The 15,285-nt window shown below is 71.7% G+C and carries 13 protein-coding genes; 11 read left to right on the top strand and 2 right to left on the bottom strand.

Going from position 1 to position 15,285, the window contains the following annotated elements; translation table 11 throughout:
• The first annotated feature begins 67 nt into the window (after positions 1-67).
• From FHY05_RS00980 to FHY05_RS00950, 7 genes are all read left to right on the top strand, one after another.
• Complete coding sequence (locus FHY05_RS00980; protein WP_183942564.1) at positions 68-1,012, top strand: N-acetylmuramoyl-L-alanine amidase; 945 nt, start codon at positions 68-70, stop codon at positions 1,010-1,012.
• A 67-nt stretch (positions 1,013-1,079) separates the two neighbouring features.
• On the top strand, positions 1,080-3,593 hold the full coding sequence (locus FHY05_RS00975) for a transglycosylase domain-containing protein (RefSeq protein ID WP_183942563.1): 2,514 nt from the start codon (positions 1,080-1,082) through the stop codon (positions 3,591-3,593).
• Between the two features lie 121 nt (positions 3,594-3,714).
• A complete protein-coding gene (prfB, locus tag FHY05_RS00970) occupies positions 3,715-4,842 on the top strand; it encodes a peptide chain release factor 2 (protein ID WP_183942562.1) in 1,128 nt (375 codons plus the stop codon).
• Positions 4,843-5,586 carry a methyltransferase domain-containing protein gene (locus FHY05_RS00965; RefSeq protein WP_183942561.1) on the top strand — a complete coding sequence of 248 codons (744 nt, stop codon included), beginning with the start codon at positions 4,843-4,845 and terminating at the stop codon, positions 5,584-5,586.
• Between the two features lie 133 nt (positions 5,587-5,719).
• Complete coding sequence (gene thyA, locus FHY05_RS00960; protein WP_183942560.1) at positions 5,720-6,616, top strand: thymidylate synthase; 897 nt, start codon at positions 5,720-5,722, stop codon at positions 6,614-6,616.
• A 111-nt stretch (positions 6,617-6,727) separates the two neighbouring features.
• On the top strand, positions 6,728-7,882 hold the full coding sequence (locus tag FHY05_RS00955) for a DUF3182 family protein (RefSeq protein ID WP_183942559.1): 1,155 nt from the start codon (positions 6,728-6,730) through the stop codon (positions 7,880-7,882).
• Positions 7,879-8,634 (top strand): alpha/beta fold hydrolase, encoded by a 756-nt coding sequence (locus FHY05_RS00950; protein WP_311732334.1) that lies wholly within the window; start codon positions 7,879-7,881, stop codon positions 8,632-8,634. The genes FHY05_RS00955 and FHY05_RS00950 overlap by 4 nt, the downstream gene beginning before the upstream one ends.
• 129 nt (positions 8,635-8,763) lie before the next feature.
• Here the strand turns inward: FHY05_RS00950 and FHY05_RS00945 are convergent, their stop codons facing one another.
• Together FHY05_RS00945 and FHY05_RS00940 are read right to left on the bottom strand one after the other, a co-directional pair.
• On the bottom strand, positions 8,764-10,119 hold the full coding sequence (locus FHY05_RS00945; RefSeq protein WP_183942558.1) for a dihydrolipoyl dehydrogenase: 1,356 nt from the start codon (positions 10,117-10,119) through the stop codon (positions 8,764-8,766).
• A gap of 119 nt (positions 10,120-10,238) precedes the next feature.
• Positions 10,239-11,300, bottom strand: a complete 1,062-nt coding sequence (locus tag FHY05_RS00940) for an SDR family oxidoreductase (RefSeq protein WP_183942557.1) — start codon at positions 11,298-11,300, stop codon at positions 10,239-10,241.
• 101 nt (positions 11,301-11,401) lie between these two features.
• On the opposite strand from FHY05_RS00940, the gene FHY05_RS00935 reads away from it, so the two are divergent.
• The 4 genes from FHY05_RS00935 to FHY05_RS00920 all read left to right on the top strand — a co-directional run bounded on the left by FHY05_RS00935 (position 11,402) and on the right by FHY05_RS00920 (position 15,279).
• A complete protein-coding gene (locus tag FHY05_RS00935; RefSeq protein WP_183942556.1) occupies positions 11,402-11,782 on the top strand; it encodes a helix-turn-helix domain-containing protein in 381 nt (126 codons plus the stop codon).
• A 164-nt stretch (positions 11,783-11,946) separates the two neighbouring features.
• Positions 11,947-13,626, top strand: a complete 1,680-nt coding sequence (locus FHY05_RS00930; RefSeq protein WP_183942555.1) for a thiamine pyrophosphate-binding protein — start codon at positions 11,947-11,949, stop codon at positions 13,624-13,626.
• 207 nt (positions 13,627-13,833) lie between these two features.
• The gene (locus FHY05_RS00925; protein WP_183942554.1) at positions 13,834-14,313 is read left to right on the top strand and encodes a dihydrofolate reductase; all 480 of its coding nucleotides are present in this window, start codon (positions 13,834-13,836) and stop codon (positions 14,311-14,313) included.
• A gap of 39 nt (positions 14,314-14,352) precedes the next feature.
• Complete coding sequence (locus FHY05_RS00920) at positions 14,353-15,279, top strand: bifunctional riboflavin kinase/FAD synthetase (protein ID WP_183942553.1); 927 nt, start codon at positions 14,353-14,355, stop codon at positions 15,277-15,279.
• Positions 15,280-15,285: the final 6 nt, after the last annotated feature.

The following is a 15,285-nucleotide window of genomic DNA, read 5'->3' as shown; positions in this document are numbered from 1 at the left end:
CTGCTATTTCCTTGCACCGCCGGGTCCGTTAACCAACGCGTGAGGGTCGGCGCGATAGGGGGCGGGGATGAGACCGCGAACGTACCGCACGGGAAGGCTGGCAGCGCGTAGCGGCACGGCGCTGGCGTTGGCGGCGCTGCTGGCGCTGGTGCCGATCGCTGCGGCGTCGCCGCGCGAGGCCGACCAGGACGCACCGTCGCTCGACTTCCTGCCATGGAAGTCACGCGCCGAGCGCGACGCGCACCGCGACGGCTACAAGGTCTCGGTGCCGGTCCCGCCGCCCGCGCGCGGTCTCCGCCTGCCCAGGGTGTCGGGCGCCGAGGGGCGTCCGCTGGTGGTGATCGACGCGGGTCACGGCGGCAACGACCCGGGTGCGATCAACCCGCAGGCCGCGCTGCGCGAGAAGGACGTGACGCTCAGGATCGCGAAGGCGATCCGCGACGCGCTGGTCGAGGGCGGCCGCGCGCGCGTCGCGCTGACGCGCGACGACGACCGCTACATCCCCTTGCGCGAACGCTTCGGGATCGCGCGCCGGCTGCGCGCCGACCTGTTCATCTCGGTCCATTGCGACAGCGTCGGGGCCGGCGCCCCCACCGGCGCGACCGCCTACACGCTCTCCGACATCGCCTCGGACAAAGAGGCGGCGCTGCTCGCGGCGCGCGAGAACAAGTCGGACGTGATCGCGGGCGTCCAACTCGGCCGCGACGCCGATGTCACATCGATCCTGATCGATCTCACCCAGCGCGAGACGATGAACGCCTCGGCCGGCTTCGCCCGCCTGCTCGGGCGCGAGGCCAAGCCGCTGATGCCGGTGAAGACCAATTTCCATCGCACCGCCTCGCTGATGGTGCTCAAGGCACCCGACATGCCCTCGGTGCTGTTCGAGACGGGCTATATCTCGACACCCGCCGACGCCGCCTTCCTGGACAGCAAGGCAGGCCGCGAGAGGATCGCGGAGACGGTGCGCCGGGCGGTCGAGGTGTATTTCGCGCGCCGGCTGGCGGTGCGCTGACCCCGCGCGTTGCCGCGCGCGGTACGCGGCTTCCCCCGCGCCGCGAACCTGCTAAACGCCGTGCGCGATGGCTTCCGATCCCTTCGATGTGCGTGACTCCTCCGCTGGGCCGGGCGAGGCGACCGCGCGCGGCTGGCGCGGGCTGTGGCAGCGCCGGCTGGTGCGCTGGGCGACCTATCTGGCCGCGCTGCTGGTCGTCGCCTTCGGCGTGTTCTGGCTGGTGTTCGCGCGTGACCTGCCCTCGGTCGAGAAGCTCAAGGCGTATGAGCCGCCGCTGCCGACCAACGTGCGCGGCGCCGACGGCGCGCCGGTCTATTCCTACGCGCGCGAGCGTCGCGTCGAGCTGGCCTACAACGAATATCCGCCGCTGCTCGTGAAGGCGTTCCTCGCCGCGGAGGATCGCACCTTCTTCGAGCATCACGGCGTCGACTTCCCCGGCCTGGCCGGCGCGGTGGTGGATTACGCGCGCAAGTTCGGCAGCGGCCAGCGCGCCAAGGGTGGCTCCACCATCACCCAGCAGGTCGCGAAGAACCTGCTGATCGGCAACGAATATTCTCCCACGCGCAAGATCCGCGAGGCGCTGCTGGCGTACAAGATCGAGGAGACGCTGACCAAGCAGCAGATCATCGAACTGTATCTCAACCAGATCTTCCTCGGCCGCAACGCCTACGGCGTCGAGGCCGCGGCGCACGCTTATTTCGACAAGGAGCTGGGCGAGCTGACGCTGGGGCAGATGGCCTATCTCGCCATCCTGCCGAAGGGGCCCTCCAACTACGATCCGTTCCGCGCCACCGACCGCGCGATGGAGCGACGCAACTACGTGCTGCGCGAGATGGTGCGCAACGGCTTCGTCACGCAGGAGCAGGCGCGGGTCGCCGCGGCCGAGCCGATCGGCGCGATCACGCGGCGGACGCCCAAGTTCGAGCGCGTCGGCGGCTATTTCGTCGAGGAAGTGCGGCGCGAGCTGATCGACAAGTTCGGCGAGAGCGCGCAGGACGGGCCGCACAGCGTCTATGCCGGCGGCCTATGGGTGCGCACCTCGCTCGACAAGCGCGTCCAGGCTTTCGCCGCCGAGGCACTGCGCAACGGACTGCTGCGCTTCGACAGCGGGCGCGGCTGGTCCGGGCCGCTGCGTCACGTCGAGGTGGACGGCGACAAATGGTACGGCGCGCTGCTCAACACCAACATCTCGCTCGACTATAGCGACTGGCGCGCCGCGATCGCGATCGCGCGCGACGGCGCGGCATGGCGGATCGGCTTCGCCGACGGCACCACCGGCGAGCTGCCGCGCGACGCGGCGCAGATGCCGGTGCGCAACGTCGGCGGCCCGGCGTTCAACGCGATCGAACCGGGCGACATCATCGCGGTGGCGCCGGCCGGGCGCAGCTTCGCGCTGCGATCGGTGCCGAAGATCTCGGGCGGCTTCGTCGTGCAGGAGCCGATGACGGGGCGGATCCTGGCGATGCAGGGCGGCTTCGACTCGAGCGTCCAATCGTTCAACCGCGCCACCCAGGCGATGCGCCAGCCCGGCTCGACGATCAAACCGATCGTCTATTCCGCCGCGCTGGAGAACGGCATGACGCCCGCCTCGATCATCGTCGACGGTCCGTTCTGCGTCTATCAGGGCGCCGCGTTGGGCAACAAATGCTTCCGCAACTTCGGCAACTCGCGCGGGGCCGGGCCGCACACGATGCGCTGGGGCATCGAGCAGTCGCGCAACCTGATGACGGTGCGCACCGCCGCGCAGACCGGCATGGGCAAGGTCGTCAAGCTGATCAAGGCGATGCAGATCGGCGATTACGCCCCCTATCTCAGCTACGCCCTTGGTGCCGGCGAGACGACGGTCGAGAAGATGGTCAACGCCTATGGCGTGCTCGCCAACTGGGGCCGCTGGCACGACCCGACGCTGATCGACTTCGTCCAGGACCGCCGCGGCCAGGTGATCTGGCCCGAGAACTGGCACGCCTGCGATGGCTGCAACATGCCCGACTGGAACGGCCGCGCCATGCCGCGCCTGCCGACCCGCGGCCACCAGGTGCTCGACGCGATGAGCGCCTATCAGATGGTGCTTATCACCGAGGGCGTGATCCAGCGCGGCACCGCCACCGCGCTGCGCGACCTCAATCGCCCGATGTTCGGCAAGACCGGCACCAACAACGGCCCCACCGACGTGTGGTTCATCGGCGGCACGCCGCAGATGATCGCCGGCCTGTATCTCGGCTTCGACACGCCGCGCAGCTTGGGCGGGTATGCGCAGGGCGGCACGGTCGCGGTGCCGGTGTTCAAGGAGTGGGCGCAGAAGGCCTATGAGGGTCTGCCGGTGCTGCCGTTCCGCGCGCCCGCGGGCATCCGGATGGTGCGGATCGATCGCGCCTCCGGGCGGCCGGTCTACGGCACCTTCCCGACCGGCGACGATCCCAAGCCCGCGGTCATCTGGGAGGCGTTCAAGCCGCAGAGCGAGGCGCGCCGCGCGCGTCGCGCCGCCCCCGCCGCGGCCCCCAGCGCGGCGCCCAGCGCCGGGACGAGCGGCGCGCCCGCGAGCGACAGCGACTTCTTGCAGAGGCAGGGTGGCATCTACTAAGTCGTCGGGCTGAACATTCTTCGTCATCCCAGCGTCGGCCGGGATCTCCGGCCGTGATGCGAACCCCGTGCCGCGCGAGATTCCGGCGCCTGCTGGATGACGTGACCGCTGGAGATACCCTATGCGCGCCGAAGCGCAGGCTCATGTCGACACCATCAACGCGGCGCTGGCGCTGCTGCGCCAGTCGCTCGACTGGGACCGCGCGCTGCGCCGGCTCGACGAGCTCAACGCGCGCGTCGAGGATCAGTCGCTCTGGAACAATCCCAAGGAAGCGCAGGACGTGATGCGCGAGCGTCGCCGCCTCGACGAGGCGATCGGAGCGACCCGCGCGATCGAGCGCGAGCTGGCGGACACGGTCGAGCTGATCGACATGGCCGAGGCCGAGGGCGACGCCGAGATGGCGGACGAGGGCACCGGCGCGCTCGCGCAGCTCGCCGAGCGCGCCCAGGCCGACAAGGTCAAGGCGCTGCTCTCGGGCGAGGCCGACGCCAACGACACCTATCTCGAGATCAACGCCGGCGCGGGCGGCACCGAGAGCCAGGACTGGGCGGAGATGCTCCAGCGCATGTACACGCGCTGGGCCGAGCGCCACGGCTACAAGGTGGAGCTGGTCGACTATCACGCCGGCGAGCAGGCCGGGATCAAGTCCGCGACGCTGCTGGTGAAGGGCGAGAACGCCTATGGCTACGCTAAGGTGGAGTCGGGCGTGCACCGGCTGGTGCGGATCAGCCCCTATGACAGCTCGGCGCGTCGCCACACCAGCTTCTCGAGCGTGTGGGTCTATCCGGTGATCGACGACTCGATCCAGATCGAGATCAACGACAGCGAGCTGCGCATCGACACCTATCGCGCCTCGGGCGCGGGCGGCCAGCACATCAACACGACCGACTCGGCGGTGCGCATCACTCATTTGCCCACCGGGATCGTGGTGGCGTGTCAGAACCAGCGCAGCCAGCACAAGAACCGCGCCGAGGCCTATAACCAGCTGCGCGCTCGCCTCTACGAGCACGAGCTGCGCAAGCGCGAGGAGGAGGCCAACGCGGTCAACGCCACCAAGACCGACATCGGCTGGGGCCACCAGATCCGCTCCTACGTGCTCCAGCCCTACCAGCTGGTGAAGGACCTGCGCACCGGTGCGACCTCGACCTCGCCGGGCGACGTGCTCGACGGTGACCTCGACACCTTCATGGCCGCGGCTCTGTCGCAGCGCGTGACCGGCGAGAAGGTCGCGGTGGAGGACGTCGACTAAGTGGCGCGCGCGCTCGCCCGCTCGGCGCTGCTCGCCGCGACGCTGCTGCTGGCGGCGTGCGACGGGACGCAGCCGCTGATCAAGCACGAGCCGAAGCAGCCGGGGCCGTTTCCGGAGGCCGACCGGCCGGTGGCGACGATCGTGTCGGCGCGCTGGTCCACCGAGGAGGCGCGCGATCGGCTCAACGAGGCCAGCCGCGTGATGGACCTCGCCGAGATCCGCAAGGGCATGTCGGTCGCCGACCTCGGCGCCGGCGAGGGCTATTACACCACGCGCCTCGCGAGCCGCGTCGGCGCCGAGGGGCGCGTGCTGGCGGAGGACATCGTGCCGGCGGTGCGCGACGCGCTGGCGGAGCGCGTCACCCGCGAGCGGCTCGAGAATGTCAGCGTGCGGCTCGGCCTGCCCGCAGACCCGCGTCTGCCCGAGAACAGCTTCGACCGTATCCTGATGGTGCACATGTACCATGAGATCGAGCAGCCGTACGAGTTCCTGTGGCGCATGCGGCCGTCGCTGCGGCGCGGCGGGCTGGTGGTGGTGGTCGACGCCAACCGCCCGACGCGCGATCACGGCACGCCGCCGGCGCTGCTCAAATGCGAGTTCGCCGCGGTCGGCTATGCCCAGGTCGACTTCCGCGAGATGCGCTCGGCCGGAGGCTATCTCTCCACCTTCCGCGCCGCGGGCCCGCGACCGGACCCGGCCGCGATCCGCGCCTGCCGCATCAACGACGAGGCGAGGACCGGGTAGGCGAAGGCCGTACCGGGCCGTCGTCGATAGGCCAGCTACCACCCTCCACCCCGGCGTTGGTCGGGATGGGCGGGAAGACGAGAGGATCGCGGCACGGGATGACGCCCGCCCGCGCATCCGCTACCACCCTGGCATGCCGCACCAAGAACAGCCCTATCTCGACCTGATGGCGCAGGTGCTCGAGCGCGGCGACGAGCGGCTCGACCGCACCGGAGTCGGCACGCGCTCGCTCTTCGGCGCGATGCTGCGCTTCGACCTCGCCGACGGCGCCGCGCCGATCCTCACCACCAAGCGGGTCTATTGGAAGACCGCGGTGAGGGAGATGCTGTGGTTTCTCACCGGCGGCACCAACATCCAGCCGCTGCTGCGCGACAATGTCCGCATCTGGACCGACTGGCCGCTCGACGCTTACCGCCGGGCTACCGGCGAGCCGATCGCGCAGGAGGAGTTCGAGCGCCGCATCGTCGCCGACGACCATTTCGCCGCGCACTGGGGCGAGCTCGGCCCGGTCTATGGCAAACAGTGGCGGCGCTGGCTGGGTGCCGACGGGCGCGAGTACGACCAGATCGCCGAGCTCGTCCGCACGCTGCGCGAAAATCCGGCGAGCCGGCGCATGCTGTTCCATGCCTGGAACGTGCCCGAGCTGGGAGCGATGGCGCTGCCGCCCTGTCACATGGTGTACCAATATCACGTCACCTCGGGCGGACGGCTCAACTGCCTGCTGTACCAGCGCTCGGTCGACCTGCTGCTCGGCGCGCCGTTCAATTTCATCGGCGCGGTGGCGCTGCAGCTGATGCTGGCGCAGCAGGCCGAGCTCACGCCCGGCGAGCTGGTCTGGGTTGGCGGCGACGTGCACCTCTACCTCAACCACTTGGAGCAGGCGCGCGAGCAGCTGCGCCGCACGCCCCGCGGCGTGCCGCGGATGCGACTCACGCGCCGGCCCGACACGATCGACGGCTATGCGATCGGCGACTTCGCCGTGGAGGATTACGATCCGCACGGGGCGATCAAGGCGGACGTGGCAGTGTGACGTGACGGTCCGCGATGGTCGGAAGCAACTCGTTATGAAATAAACTGAATAGCCGATGAACTCGGTGCGGGGGCGCTCGTTAGCGGGGCGAACTTGCCTGAGGTGAAGATCATGCCGAGCGCTTCCGTCTTCCGCCCCGCGACCGTGTCTCCCTTCACCCCCGGCGCGCTACCGTGGCAGACCAGCGGCGTCGCCGCGCTGGTCGACCACGCGCGGCCCGCAGGCAACGTGCACGACCGCGCCTCGCGCGCGGTCCTGCTGCGGCGAATCGCCGCACTGCTCGACCAGCCGCTGCTGCCGCCGATGGACGCCGCCGCCGCCGCCTCCACCACCGCGCTGCTCGTCCCCGGTGACGCGCTGCTCGAGGACGACGCGACCGCGGCGGGCATCTTCGATCGCGGCGATATCCTGGGCGGGGTGGTGCCGGCCTTCTTCGTCGGCACGAAGGCGATCTCGCATGGGCTGGTCGGCGCGCACGCCGCACGTCCGCGCGACTGGACGGATGAGATGGCGCATCGGCTCGGCGACGCGGCGCTGCCGGGCTATACCGCTTTCTCGCGCGCCGACGCGGCCGAGGCAGGGCGGCGGCTGCTGCACGACGGGCCGGTGCGGATCAAGGACGTCTGCGGCAAGGCGGGGCTCGGCCAGGAAGTGGTGCGCGACGCTGCCGCGCTCGACGCCGCGCTGGCGCTGGAGGATGACGACGAGCTGGCACGGTGCGGCATCGTGCTCGAGCAGAACCTCACCGACGTGGTGACCTACAGCGTCGGCGTGGTCGAGCTCGGCGGCGCCACCATCAGCTACTGGGGCAGCCAGAACCTGACCCGCGACCATCACGGGCGCGAGGTGTACGGCGGCTCCGACCTCACCGTGGTGCGCGGCGGGCTGAAGGCGCTGCGCCGGCTCGACCTGCCCGCGCATCTCGCGCGCGCGGTGGCGTGCGCGGCGCGGTTCGACGCGGCGGCGCACGCGTCCTATCCAGGGCTGATCCTGACGCGCCGCAACTACGACGTGATCGAGGGCGTCGCGCCCGACGGTGAGCGGCGTACCGGCGTGCTCGAGCAGTCGTGGCGGGTCGGCGGCGCGAGCGGCGCGGAGATCGCCGCCTTCGAGGCATTCCGCGCCGAGCCCGACACCGACCGGGTGTGCTGCTCCACCGTGGAGGTCTACGACCTTGTCACGCCGCCGAGCGGCGCGATCACCTACTACCGCGGCACCGATCCCAGGGTCGGCGCCATGACCAAATATGCGGTGCGCTACGCGTGAGCGAACTGGGCGAGGTGGAGGAGGATCCCGTCGCACTCGCGGTCGACCGGCAGCGAGTCGCCGGCACGCTGCTGCGCCCCGAGGTGCCCGTGCCGGGCTTCCTCTTCGTCCACGGCTGGGGCGGCGACCAGGAGGACGATCTCGGCGACGCCGAGGAACTGGCGCGGCTCGGTTGCGTCTGCTTCACCTTCGACCTGCGCGGACACGCCGAGAGCGATGCCGACAAGGAGCGGGTGACGCGGCAGGACGGACTCGACGACGTGATCGCCGCCTATGATTATCTCGCCGCGCAGCCGGGGATCGATCCGACCGCGATCGGCGTGATCGGCACCAGCTACGGGGGCTATCTCGCGATGCTGCTGACTCGCGAGCGGCCGGTGCGCTGGCTGGCGATGCGCGTGCCCGCGCTCTATCCCGACGCCGACTGGGACGTTCCCAAGGCCAAGCTGGATAAGGCGGCGGTGCGTGCCTATCGCGAGCACCCGCCCGCACCCGAGCAGGACCGGGCGCTCTCCGCCTGCGCTGACTTTCCCGGCGACGTGCTGGTGGTCGCTTCCGAACGCGACGACCGTATCCCGCCGGCCGCGATCGCCGCGATCCAGGCGGCGTTCCGGCGCGCGAACTCGTTCAGCCATCGCGTCATCCAGGGCGCCACGCACGCGATGCGCGAGGAGCGCCACCAGCGCGCCTATCGGCGGCTGCTGGTCGGCTGGATCGAGGACATGGTGCGCGCCAGCCGGCTCACCGTGTAGCGCCGGATCGACGCCATCTGAACCGTCGGGATGCTCCGGCGAACGCGAATCTCAGGATCACCGACGTCATCGCCAGCCGCTCTGCGCGCGCGCGCGCGGGGGCGCGGTTCGGCTCGGATGAATAAGCCTCTAGTCGGCCGCGCCGAGCAGATCGCGCGCCGCCGCCTGGAGCAGTTCCTCGACGGTCGGGTGATACCAGGCCTGGTCGGCGAAGGTGGCCACGTCGGTGCCGCGGTCGATCGCCAGCGCCACGAGGTGGCCGAGATGCTCGCCGCCCGGTGCGGCGATCGCAGCGCCGATCAGCCGTCCGTCGGCGTCGCCGTAGAGCCGAACCAGCCCCTGGTCCTCGCCGTCGACGGTGGCACGGCCGTTGTCGCAGACCTTGGCCGCGCCGATCCGCGCCTGCTCCGGCAACGAGTCGAAGTCGCGTCCCACCGACACCAGATTGGGCTCGGTGAAGGCGATCGCGAAGGCAGGCAGCCGGCGCGGCGGCTTGCCGCCCGCGGCGACGTCGCCCGCGATCCGACCGCCGCGCGCCGCCTCGTGGAGCACCGGTCGCCACGCGCCCGCGTCGCCGGCGACGAAGATCGCACTGTCGCCGCAGCGGTGCGAGCGCGAGTCGAACTCCGGCGTGCCGTGCTCGTCGAGCGCGAGCCCGGTGGTCTCCAGTGCCAGCTCGGCGAGGCTCGGCGGGCGGCCGGTGGCAGCGAGGACCTGATCGACGGTCGCCTCGCCGCCTTCCCAGGTCAGCCGGACGCGGCCGTCGTCCGTCGCCGACGCCGCGGCCTCGACGCCGAGCGCGAGCGTCATCTCACGCCCGAGTGCGGCGACGGCGGCCCGGTTGACCGCGGGGTCCTTGAGCCCGCCGACATGCTGGCCGCCGTCGATCACAGTGACGTCCACGCCGAGCCGCGCGAACGCCTGGCCCAGCTCGAGCCCGAGCGGGCCGGCGCCGATCACCGCGAGCGCGCGCGGCAGCGTGTCGAGATCGAAGATCGTCTCATGCGTGCGAACGAGATCGCGCACCGGGGCGAGCAGCTCGGGCACGATCGGGTGGCCGCCGGTCGCGATCACGATCCCGCGCCGCGCGGTCACGCGCGTGTCGCCGACGATCACCGCGTCCGCTGCGCAGAAGCGCGCGGTGCCGTGGACCACGCGCTCGGCCGGGATAGCGTGGTAATCGTCGAGCACGGCCTGGACGAAGCGGTCGCGCTCGGCACGCACCCGCTGCCACACGCGGGTCGCGTCGACCGTCACCGCCCCGGCGTCGACGCCGAACGCCGCGGCACCGCGCGCCTGGTGCGCGGCCCGGCCCGCCGCGATCAGCAGCTTGGACGGCATGCAGCCGACCCGCGTGCAGGTCGAGCCGCCGGGACCGCGCTCGACGATCAGCGTGTCGGCACCGCGCGCGGTGGCAGCCTTGTACGCCTTCAGCCCGGCGGTGCCGGCACCCAGGATCAGCACGTCGCAGTCACGCGAGTCCATCGCTTTCCCTTCGCCATTTCGTTCGGCGTGGAACGGGACTGTCACGCTGCCGGTCGAACGTGCTGACCCGCGCTAACGTTGCACATAGGTTAGCATTTTTCCCATCGACCCCGCGCGGCTCAGGGGATCAGCCGCTCGGCACGCAGCCGCTCGAACAGCGCGAAGAAGGCGTCGTCGGTGGGCTGATAGGCGGTGAAGCCGAGCCGCCGGCTCTTGCCCATGTCGGTCACCACCTCGATCGGGCGGCCGAGATCGGCGTCGGTGTGCCACGGCGAGGCGAGCCGCTCGAGCTCGGGCTCGGCGAGTCCCTCGCGCAGCGCGAGCTCGCGCCACAGCGGCGCGTCCTCCGCCATCTGCTGCTCCAGCGGGCGGACGGTGCCGTCGAACGGCGCCGCTTCGACGCCGAACCAGCCCGCGATCCGCTCCCACATCCACTGCCAGCGGAAGACGTCGCCGTTGACCACATTGAACGCCTCGTCGCGCGCGGCCTCGGTCTCCGCCGCCCACAGCAGGTGCCGCGCGAGCAGGCCGGCGTCGGTCATGTCGGTCAGCCCGGACCATTGCGCCGCCGAGCCGGGGAAGGTGAAGGGGCGGCCGAGCGCGCGGCACAAGGTCGCGTAGACCGCCAGCGTGGTCCCCATGTTCATGGCGTTGCCGACCGCCATGCCGATCACGGTATGGGGGCGATGGACGCTCCAGCTGAAGCCGTCGCGCGCCGCCGCGGCGAACAGCTCGTCCTCCTGCGCGTAATAGAAGTTCTCGACGTCGAGCCGGCCCTGCTCCTCGCGGAACGGCGTCTGCGGCAGCGTGCCTTTGCCATAGGCCTCGAACGGCCCGAGGTAGTGCTTCAAGCCGGTGACGAGCGCGACGTGGCGCGGCGCCGTCGGCGCGGGGAGCGCGTCGAGCAGGTGGCGCACCATCGCCGAGTTGACCCGGATGTTCTCCGCCTCGCTGTCCTGGCGCAGCCAGGTGGTGATGAACACCGCGTCGGGCGCGAGCGCGCCGATCGCCTCACGAGTCGCGGCGGCGTCGCGCAGGTCGGCCGCGACCGCGGTCACGCCCGGCAGCGCGACCGCACGGCGCGCGAGTCCGTGTACCGTCCAGCCCTGCTCCACCAGCAGCGCCGCGGTGGCGCCGCCGACGATCCCGCTCGCGCCCACCACCAATGCCGTCTTCGCCACGTCAGATCCTTTCGTTCGTCGAGCGTTGCCAGGGAGCTAGGCAGCCGGTGCGGCAGCTTCTAGACGGCACCCGAACGTGCCCTAGGCACCAGGAGGTGACCATGCACGCCGGCAGCCCCGATGAGGAATGGCGCGAGGATTGCGCACCCCGCCGCGTGCTCGAGCTGTTCGCGACGAAATGGACCAGCATGGTGCTGCACACGCTCCACGCGCGCCACGGCGGCGCGGCGCGCACCGGCGTGCTCCAGCGCAGCCTTCCCGGCATCTCGAAGAAGATGCTGACCCAGACGCTGCGCGAGATGGAGGCGAGTGGGCTGATCACGCGCCACGTGGAGACGGTGGTGCCGCCCGCGGTGGAGTACCGCCTGACCTCGCTGGGCGAGCGCTTCGTGGTGCCGGTGGAGCTGCTCTACGCCTGGGGGCGCGACAACGCCGACGCGCTCGACACGCTGGTGCCGCGGCCGGGCTCGCGGCGGCGCTGAGCGACGGAACGACGCCGTGCTCCTGCGCACGCAGGAGCCCAGGGTAACGTCCCGGCGCGCTCGCGGCTCTGGGTTCCCGCATGCGCGGGAACACGTGCTGGCGGAGGCCGGGCACTCCCGCGATCTCAGAACGTTAGGCGGCTTTACCCTGCCGGAGATGCCGCATGCCCAACGTCGCCGAACTGCTCGTCGACACGCTCGCCCAGGTCGGCGTGCGCCACGTGTTCGGGATCGTGGGCGACGCGCTCAACCCCTTCACGCACGCGATCGAGCAGGACGGCCGGCTCGAGTGGATCGGCGTCCGTCACGAGGAGGGCGCCGCGCTCGCGGCGGCGGGGCAGGCCAAGCTGACCGGCCAGCTCGCGGTCTGCTGCGGCACCACCGGGCCGGGGGGCAACCACCTCGTCGCCGGCCTGTACGAGGCACGCAAGGACCATGCCCCGGTGCTCGCCATCACCGGCGGCGTGCCCGGCGCGCACCGCGGCACCGACTATCTCCAGGAAGACTCGCCCGACCTGCTGTTCCGCGACGTCGCGGCCTACACCCAGACGGTCGCGGCGGCGGAGCAGGCGCACGCGGTGTTCCACCAGGCGATCGCCGAGGCGTACGGCGCGCGCGGGGTGGCGCACCTCAACATCCCGCCCGACGTGTTCGCGGCGAGCGCGCCCGGCGCGGTGCCGAGCCTCGCCACGCTGCGCCCGCTGCCCGAGGTCGCTCCCGCCGAGCCCGACGTCGCCGCCGCCGCGGCGCTGATCGCGGAGGCGAAGAGCGTCGCGATCTTCTGCGGCGCGGGCTGCCGCGGCGCCGCCGAGGAGCTGCGCCAGCTCGCCCAGCGGCTCCAGGCGCCGCTGCTGCACACCTATCGCGGCAAGGAGATCATGGCCTATGACGAGCCCTATTGGATCGGCGGCGTCGGGCTGATCGGCGGGACCGCGGGCACCGACGCGGTGCAGCAGGCCGAGCTGCTGGTGATGCTCGGCACCGATTACCCGTACGTCGACTTCCTGCCCAAGCACGGCAACGTCATCCAGGTCGACGAGCGCGCGCTGACGATCGGGCGGCGCGCGCCGGTGAAGCTCGGCGTGGTCGGCTCGGTGCGGCCGACGATCCGCGCGCTGCTCGAGCGGCTGCCGCAGCGCACCGACACCGCCTTCCTCGACCGCGCGCAGGAGCACCGCGCCGCCTGGGACCGGATGCTCGACGAGCGCGCCGACCCGGCGCGCTCGGGCGACACGATCCACCCGCAGGCGGTGGCGCGCGCGGTGAGCGACCGCGCCGCCACCGACGCGATCCTCGTCACCGACACCGGCGAGGTGACCCTCTGGGCGGCCAACTGGCTGCGCCAGACCGGGCGGCAGCGGATCACCGGCTCGTTCAACAACGCCGCGGTCGGCACCGGCATGGGGATCGCCAACGGCGCGCAGCTGCTCGACCGCCACCGGCAGGTGATCCTCCACGTCGGCGACGGCGGCCTGACGATGCTGCTGGGCGAGTTCATGACCGCGGTCGAGCACGAGCTGGCGGTGAAGGTGGTGGTGTACGACAATTCCGGCTGGGGGCTGGTCCACCTCGAGATGGAGGGGGCGGGGCTGCCCGCGGCCAAGGGCACCGGCTTTCCCAACCTCGACTTCGCCGCCTTCGCGCGCGCGTGCGGCGCGCAGGGCTTCACCGCGCGCGACGCCGCCGCGCTGGACGCGACCGTGGCCGAGTTCCTCGCGGTGCCGGGGCCGGCGATCCTGCACGCCCTGGTCGACCCGGCCGAGGTGCCGGCGATGCCGCACGTCGACGCCAAACAGGCGCTGCGCTTCGGCATCGCCAAGGTGCGGGAGCTGATCGGGCGGTGAGGTAAGGTGCGACCCGACTGGCGTCATCCTGAACTTGGTTCGACATCCACGGTGCCGCCGGTGCGAGGATGGCGACGCCTGCTCGCCGGCGTCATCCTGAAACGAGTTCAGGATGACGCCGGTGGGTGAACGGAGCCTCGGCGCGTCACTTGGGCGAAGCCGGCGTACCACTGGCCCGCTTCGTCGCCGACCGCTACCACGCCGCGCATGATCACCTTCGTTCTCGCGCGCGCCGACAACGGCGTCATCGGCGTCGACGGGCGGCTGCCCTGGCACCTGCCCGCCGATCTCAGGCGGTTCAAGGCGCTCACCATGGGGCAGGCGATGGTGATGGGGCGCAAGACGTTCGAGGGCTTTCCCGCTCCGCTGCCCGGGCGCCGCCATGTCGTGCTCACCCGCGACCCGGCGTGGCAGGCCGCCGGCGCCGAGGTGGCGCACACGCCCGACGCGGCGCTGGCACTCGCCGGCGCGGGCGATCCGGACGCGCGCGTCGCGGTGATCGGCGGCGCCGAGATCTTCGCGCTGCTGCTCGATCGCGCCGATCGCGTCGAGCTCACCGAGGTCCATGCCGAACCGGTGGGCGATGCGGTCGTCCCCGCCTTCACCGGCTGGCGCGAGCTGGCGCGCGAGTCGCACCTGGCCGAGGGCGAGCGCCCCGCCTACGACTTCGTCACGCTGGCACGGTGACGCTGGCACCGCGCGAGCCGAGCCGCTAAGGCGCCGCGCATGGAGCGGCTTGACGGCGGCTCGGCGGTGCCGGCCGGGCTGGCCGACGGGATCGTCGCGCTGGGCAATTTCGACGGTTTTCACCTCGGTCACCAGGCGGTCGTCGGCCGCGCGGTCGAGCGCGCGCGCGCGGAAGGGCGCCCCGCGCTGGTCGCCACCTTCGACCCGCACCCAGTGCGCTACTTCCGCCCCGACACGCCGCCGTTCCGGCTCACCACGCTCGACCAGCGCGCGCGCCTCTTCGCCGCCGCTGGCGCCGACGCGATGGTGGTGTTCCACTTCGACGAGGCGCTCGCCGGGCTCCACGCCGACGCGTTCGTGGCGGAGCGGCTGGTCGGCGCGCTGCGCGTCGGCGGCGTCGTCACCGGCGAGGACTTCACCTTCGGCCACCGCAAGAGCGGCGACATCGCCACGCTGCGGGCCGCGGGCGCGGCGCACGGCTTCTCGGTCGACACCGTCGGCGCGGTGATGCTCGACGGCGAGCCGGTCTCCTCGACGCGCGTCCGCGCCGCGCTCGGCGCGGGCGACCCGCGCGGCGCGGCGCGGCTGCTCACCCGGCCGTTCGCGATCGAGGGGGTGGTGCAGCACGGCGACAAGCTCGGCCGCACCATCGGCTATCCCACCGCCAACCTCGACATGGGCAAGTATCTGCGCCCCGCCTACGGCATCTACGCGGTGCGCGGGCGGCTGGCGGACGGGCGCGTGCTCGACGGCGCCGCCAATCTCGGCATCCGCCCCAGCTTCGACCCGCCCAAGGAGCTGCTCGAGCCCTTCTTCTTCGACTTCTACGGCGATCTCTACGGTCAGCCGCTCGAGGTCGAGCTGGTCGACTACATCCGCCCGGAGGCGAAGTTCGATACGCTCGACGCGCTGGTGGCGCAGATGGACTCGGACTGCGCGAGAGCGCGGGCGTTGCTGGCGCGCTGACGCGGC

This window comes from Sphingomonas sp. BK580, assembly GCF_014194975.1.
Taxonomy (GTDB): Bacteria; Pseudomonadota; Alphaproteobacteria; order Sphingomonadales; family Sphingomonadaceae; genus Sphingomonas.
This window is presented reverse-complemented; position numbering and strand designations above follow the sequence as displayed.

Coding starts and splice junctions, on each gene's coding strand:
- FHY05_RS00980 (WP_183942564.1), top strand. CDS start 68: ATGAGACCGCGAACGTACCGCACGGGAAGGCTGGCAGCGCGTAGCGGC.
- FHY05_RS00975 (WP_183942563.1), top strand. CDS start 1,080: ATGGCTTCCGATCCCTTCGATGTGCGTGACTCCTCCGCTGGGCCGGGC.
- FHY05_RS00920 (WP_183942553.1), top strand. CDS start 14,353: ATGGAGCGGCTTGACGGCGGCTCGGCGGTGCCGGCCGGGCTGGCCGAC.
- FHY05_RS00935 (WP_183942556.1), top strand. CDS start 11,402: ATGCACGCCGGCAGCCCCGATGAGGAATGGCGCGAGGATTGCGCACCC.
- thyA (WP_183942560.1), top strand. CDS start 5,720: ATGCCGCACCAAGAACAGCCCTATCTCGACCTGATGGCGCAGGTGCTC.
- FHY05_RS00945 (WP_183942558.1), bottom strand. CDS start 10,119: ATGGACTCGCGTGACTGCGACGTGCTGATCCTGGGTGCCGGCACCGCC.
- FHY05_RS00955 (WP_183942559.1), top strand. CDS start 6,728: ATGCCGAGCGCTTCCGTCTTCCGCCCCGCGACCGTGTCTCCCTTCACC.
- FHY05_RS00930 (WP_183942555.1), top strand. CDS start 11,947: ATGCCCAACGTCGCCGAACTGCTCGTCGACACGCTCGCCCAGGTCGGC.
- prfB (WP_183942562.1), top strand. CDS start 3,715: ATGCGCGCCGAAGCGCAGGCTCATGTCGACACCATCAACGCGGCGCTG.
- FHY05_RS00925 (WP_183942554.1), top strand. CDS start 13,834: ATGATCACCTTCGTTCTCGCGCGCGCCGACAACGGCGTCATCGGCGTC.